The organism is Sinorhizobium fredii USDA 205 (assembly GCF_001461695.1).
Lineage (GTDB): Bacteria > Pseudomonadota > Alphaproteobacteria > Rhizobiales > Rhizobiaceae > Sinorhizobium > Sinorhizobium fredii.
The window spans coordinates 1-5695 of the sequence record NZ_AUTC01000039.1; the positions used below are offsets into that span (position 1 = coordinate 1).

General features: G+C 63.1%; 2 protein-coding genes and 2 pseudogenes. All 4 read left to right on the forward strand.

Annotated features, from left to right (window positions below; all coding sequences use genetic code 11):
* On the forward strand, positions 1-393 hold a 393-nt coding region (locus N181_RS05780; protein ID WP_155621603.1), incomplete at its 5' end, for a toprim domain-containing protein.
* A 66-nt stretch (positions 394-459) separates the two neighbouring features.
* Positions 460-1065: a DUF1419 domain-containing protein gene (locus tag N181_RS05785; protein WP_014330959.1), complete on the forward strand. Its 606-nt coding sequence runs from the start codon at positions 460-462 to the stop codon at positions 1063-1065.
* 13 nt (positions 1066-1078) lie between these two features.
* Positions 1079-1479: pseudogene (locus tag N181_RS05790) on the forward strand (DUF3085 domain-containing protein).
* 118 nt (positions 1480-1597) lie between these two features.
* Positions 1598-5664 (forward strand): annotated as a pseudogene (locus tag N181_RS31160) (DEAD/DEAH box helicase family protein); the annotation flags it as partial.
* Positions 5665-5695: the final 31 nt, after the last annotated feature.

Here is a 5695-nt window from a genome sequence, read left to right on the forward strand (position 1 = left end):
GCCCCGTGGGAATCCCTGAGAGTCGGAAACGGCGCTCGTTGGTATAACGGGGGCGGATGGTCGCCGTCCACGGAGGGGGCGCTGCGGCAGTTGGCCTCGCGACCCGATGCTCTCCTCCTCGCCGCGACAGACGCCAATCCCCAAGGGGAGTTGTTTGCCGAGCGGTTGCGGGCGCTCGCTGTCGAGACCGGGTGCGACTGGTCGCGGCTCCGCCCGCCCGAGGAGGACTGGAACGAGACCCTGAAAATCAGGGAGAAAGAAAAGAGGGAAAGAAAGGAAGACGGCGTGCCGCATTCGCACCGCCCGCGTCAAGGGAAGCTTCGCCCGGCGGAGCCGGCCCTTGACCCGGCCGGCCGCGATGCCGGCGGCCCGGAAGGTGTCATGAAGGACTGAAGAGGATGGCAAGGTCGATAGGACAGTGCTGCGCTTCGGTCCCGAACCATCTCGAAGGAGCCGCAGATGAATCCCTCTCCCGCAATCCGAAAGGTCTTCCAAGGCGTCGCGTCACGCCAGCAAATGTTCCGGATGTTCGACCGGCACGCCCAGCGTCCGAACCGTTGGGAGGGCGACGCCTCGCCCCTTTGTGCCGGCGAATGGTTCGAGATCACGGAAGTCGAGCATGACTACATGTTCGAAATCCTGCCACCGCTCTGGATCCGCGGCGCGATGTTCGCTATGCGCGAGTATCTCGCCGGTTCCGTGACATCAGTGTTCTTCGCCTTGCGGATCGATGGCGACATCCGACACTTCCATGGCTATTGCGATCTCTCCGATGGGCAAGCGGTCGAGCGCATGCGCGTGGCAATCATCGAGCGTGAGAGCCGGCCGGTGCGCGCCATGACCCGCGAAGAACGCCTGGAACATATCTGGAGCATCACTGCGGACGACTATCGTGGCTATGCCGGCGATCGCTGGCCGGAAGCCGCGTGCGGCAAGCGCACAATCTTGCTCTACGGCAGCAAGACGGGCAGCATGTTGAAACTGCTCGACGATCTGACTGACGACGAAATCGCCGGCAAGCTGCCGGTGCAACTGCGCCACCTTCCCTCGCCGATTGCCGCATGAAGGAGGCTTCACGATGCTTTCTTTCCCGCTCACATCGGTCCGCGAGGCGATCGCCCGCGGACGTGCCGACGCGGAAGCCCATGGCGGCTTTCGTAACCCCTATTACGGCCTGCGCCCTGGCAAGGACGAGCAGCCCGGGCTCTGGCTCGTCGGCGACCAGGGTGTCTACCTGATGTCCAACGGCAAACTGCCGATGGTGCCAAGCCCTTTGTCGTCTATGCCGAGGAATGCGATCCCCGCACCAATGACGACTGGTTCGCTGTCAAACGCCGGACATTCGGCGGCGATGACGGTGTCGATTTCATCGATGCGGAACAGCTCGAAGCCATGATGGCGGCGGCTCCGGAGGCGACGCACCTTCGTGTCGCATTCCTTCAAGACTCGATGCAGCTCTATCTGATCGCGAAATCCTAGACATTTCGCGACCAGCCCGGCCCGTTTGGCCACAAAACCCAAAACCCTGAGCGTCCTTCAGTCCCGCAAGTGCTCCCCCGCGGGGTGATGACGCTCGCCTATCTGCGAGGAAAATTTCATGAGCAACGATCCCTTCACTCTCGACATGTTCGGCAGCAGCGCGCTGTCATCAGGCCTCGGCCTAGGTGTCAGACCGTTCGGCGGCTTCGATACGGTCGCGGCCAATGACGACGACCCCGAACCGACGCCGCCCTCTCCCGCTCCGGCTTTGCCGGTCGCGGCGATTGAACGTCCGGCGCCCCGGCGGCAGTGCAACCGGCGCAACTTCTACCTCGACGACGCGGATCGAGGCTTGGCCGTATCCTGGAAGGATCGCGCCCGCGCCAATGTTGCGGCGATCCTGATCGCGAACAACATCGAGAAGCAGGATAGGCCAGCGACCCTGAAGGAGCAGGCACAACTCGTCCGCTTCACCGGCTTCGGGGCCTCGGAGTTGGCGAACACGATGTTCCGCCGCCCCGGTGAGATCGATTTCCGGACCGGGTGGGGCGAGCTCGGCAGCTCGCTCGAAAGTGCCGTCTCAGATGGGGATTACGCGTCGCTCGCCCGCTGCACGCAATATGCCCATTTCACGCCGGAGTTCATCATCCGGGCAATCTGGTCGGGCTTGCAGCGCATGGGCTGGCGTGGCGGCCGCGTGCTCGAGCCCGGTATCGGTACGGGCCTGTTTCCAGCCCTGATGCCGACGGCGTTCCGCGACAGGACCTTCGTCACCGGCGTCGAACTCGATCCCGTCACCGCCCGGATCGTCAAGCTGCTGCAGCCGAAGGCTCGCATCATCAAAGGCGACTTTGCGCGAACCGATCTGGCGCCGATCTACGATCTCGCCATCGGCAATCCGCCCTTCTCCGACCGGACTGTCCGGTCTGACCGGACCTATCGCTCGCTCGGCCTCCGGCTCCATGACTACTTTATCGCCCGGTCGATCGACCTCCTGAAACCCGGCGCGCTCGCCGCCTTCGTCACCAGTTCCGGCACGATGGACAAGGCGGATGCGACAGCGCGCGAACATATCGCCAAGACCGCCGACCTGATCGCTGCGATCCGACTGCCGGAGGGCAGTTTCCGCCGGGACGCCGGCACGGATGTCGTCGTCGACCTTCTCTTCTTCCGCAAGCGTAAGGCCGGCGAAGTCGAGAATGATCTGTCATGGCTCGATCTTCAGGAAGTGCGGCCCGAAAGCCAAGATGACGGCGCAATTCTAGTGAACCGCTGGTTTGAAGAGCATCCCCGTTTCGTCCTCGGCGATCATGCCCTCACCTCCGGGCCCTTTGGCGAAACCTACACCTGCCGGCCGCGCGCCGACGAGGATCTGCAGGCGGCTCTGGAGGAGGCAATCGGGCGCCTTCCCGAAGGCGGCTATGACGGCGAGCCGACCGCGATCGACATCGACCTTGAGGACGAGCTCGGCGAGATCGTCGATCTTCGGCCCGAGAACCGACAGGTCAGGGAAGGAAGTTTTTTCATCGACATCAGCCGCGGTCTCATGCAGATGGTCGACGGATCTCCGCAAGCGGTGAATGTACGAAAAGGGCGATCAGGCGAAGGCCTGTCCGAAAAGCACGTCGGCATCATCAAGAAGTTGATTCCGATCCGCGACGCCGTGCGCGAGGTGCTGAAGGCCCAGGAGCAGGATCGGCCATGGCGCGATCTGCAAGTTCGGCTGCGCATCGCCTGGTCGAGCTTCGTGCGCGACTTCGGTCCGATCAACCACACCACGGTCTCGATCAGCGAGGATGAGGAATCCGGCGAAGTGCGCGAAACGCACCGCCGTCCGAACCTGCAGCCCTTCCTCGGCGATCCCGATTGCTGGCTGGTTGCCTCGATCGAGGATTACGACCTCGACACCGATACGGCGAAACCAGGTCCGATCTTTTCCGAACGGGTCATCGCGCCGCCTGCCCCGCCCGAAATCACCAGTGCTGCGGACGCGCTGGCCGTGGTGCTCAACGAACGCGGCCGCGTCGACATCGAACATATCGCCGAGCTGCTGCACAGACGCGTTGATGCGGTAGTCGACGAACTCGGCGATGCGATCTTCCGGGATCCTGCCGATGGCTCCTGGCAGACGGCGGATGCCTATATCGCCGGTCCGGTCCGCACCAAGCTTGCCGTCGCCGAAGCTGCGGCGGCACTCGATCCAGCCTACGAACGCAACGTCCCCGCGCTTCAGGCGGTTCAGCCGACCGACCTTCGCCCCTCCGACATCACCGCGCGCCTCGGGGCGCCGTGGATCCGGCGAGCGACGTCGTGACCTTCGTGAAGGAGATGATGGGCTCCGACATCAGGATCCACCATATGCCGGAGCTTGGGAGTTGGACCGTGGAGGCCCGGCAGCTTGGGCTTAGTGCTGCAGGAACATCCGAATGGGGCACAAGCCGCCGCGATGCCGGTGAGCTGCTCGCCGATGCGCTGAACAGCCGTGTTCCGCAGATCTTCGACGTCTTCAAGGATGTCAGTGGCGAGCGCCGCGTGCTGAATGTCGTCGATACCGAGGCCGCGCGCGACAAGCTGCAGAAGATCAAACAGGCCTTCCAGGACTGGGTTTGGACCGATCCCGATCGCACCGATCGGCTGGCGCGGGTCTATAACGACCGGTTCAACAACCTTGCGCCCAGACGGTTCGACGGCGCTCACCTCAAACTTCCCGGCGCCTCTGGCGCCTTCGTTCTTTATGGGCACCAGAAACGCGGCATCTGGCGGATCATCTCCTCCGGCTCGACCTATCTTGCGCATGCGGTCGGCGCCGGCAAGACGATGACGATGGCGGCGGCGATCATGGAGCAACGGCGGCTGGGCCTGATCGCCAAGGCCATGCTCGTGGTCCCCGGTCATTGCCTGGCACAGGCTGCCCGCGAGTTTCTCGCTCTCTACCCCAATGCCCGCATTCTCGTCGCCGACGAGACGAATTTCACCAAGGACAAGCGCGCCCGCTTCCTGTCGCGCGCGGCGACCGCCACCTGGGATGCGATCATCATAACGCACTCGGCGTTCAAGTTCATCGCCGTGCCGTCGGCCTTCGAACAACAGATGATCCACGATGAGCTGGAACTCTACGAGGATCTGCTGACCAAGGTGGACAGCGAGGACCGCGTCTCGCGCAAGCGCCTCGAGCGGCTGAAGGAAGGCCTGCAGGAACGTCTGGAAGGGCTTGGGACCCGAAAGGACGATCTGCTGACGATCTCCGAGATCGGTGTCGACCAGATCATCGTCGATGAAGCGCAGGAGTTCCGGAAGCTTTCCTTCGCGACCAACATGAGCACGTTGAAGGGCATCGACCCGAACGGCTCGCAGCGCGCCTGGGACCTCTATGTGAAGTCCCGGTTCGTCGAAACGAAGAATCCGGGCCGCGCCCTGGTGCTTGCTTCCGGCACGCCGATCACCAACACACTCGGTGAGATGTTCTCGATCCAGCGCCTGCTCGGCCGCGAGGCTCTCGCCGAGCGCGGCCTGCACGAATTCGATGCCTGGGCGTCCTGCTTCGGCGATACCACGACCGAGCTGGAGATCCAGCCGTCCGGCAAATACAAGCCGGTCAGCCGCTTTGCGAGCTTCGTCAATGTCCCGGAACTGATCGCCATGTTCCGAGCCTTTGCTGATGTCGTCATGCCGGCGGATCTCCGCGAATACGTCAAGGTGCCGGATATCTCCACCGGCCGGCGGCAGATCCTGACCGCCAAGCCCACGCCTGCGTTCAAGTCCTATCAGCAGATCCTTGACACCCGCATCAAGGCGATCGAGATGCGTGAGGGATCGGCGCAGCCCGGCGACGATATCCTGCTCTCGGTCATCACCGACGGCCGGCATGCGGCGATCGATCTTCGCCTCGTCATGCCGGCTAACGACAATGAGGAGGATAACAAGCTCAACCTCCTCGTTCGCAATGCCTTTCATATTTGGAAAGAGACGAGCGGGGCCACGTATCTTCGCCCAGACGGCAGGTCCTATGACCTGCCCGGCGCCGCGCAGATGATCTTCTCCGATCTCGGCACGATCAACGTCGAGAAAACCCGCGGCTTTTCGGCATACCGCTGGATTCGCGATGAGCTCGTCCGGCTCGGCGTTCCCCCGTCCGAAATCGCCTTCATGCAGGACTACAACAAGACCGATGGCACCGTAAAGTTAACCGACGGCTGAGGAAGATGTGCGTACATGG

Coding starts and splice junctions, on each gene's coding strand:
- N181_RS05785 (WP_014330959.1), top strand. CDS start 460: ATGAATCCCTCTCCCGCAATCCGAAAGGTCTTCCAAGGCGTCGCGTCA.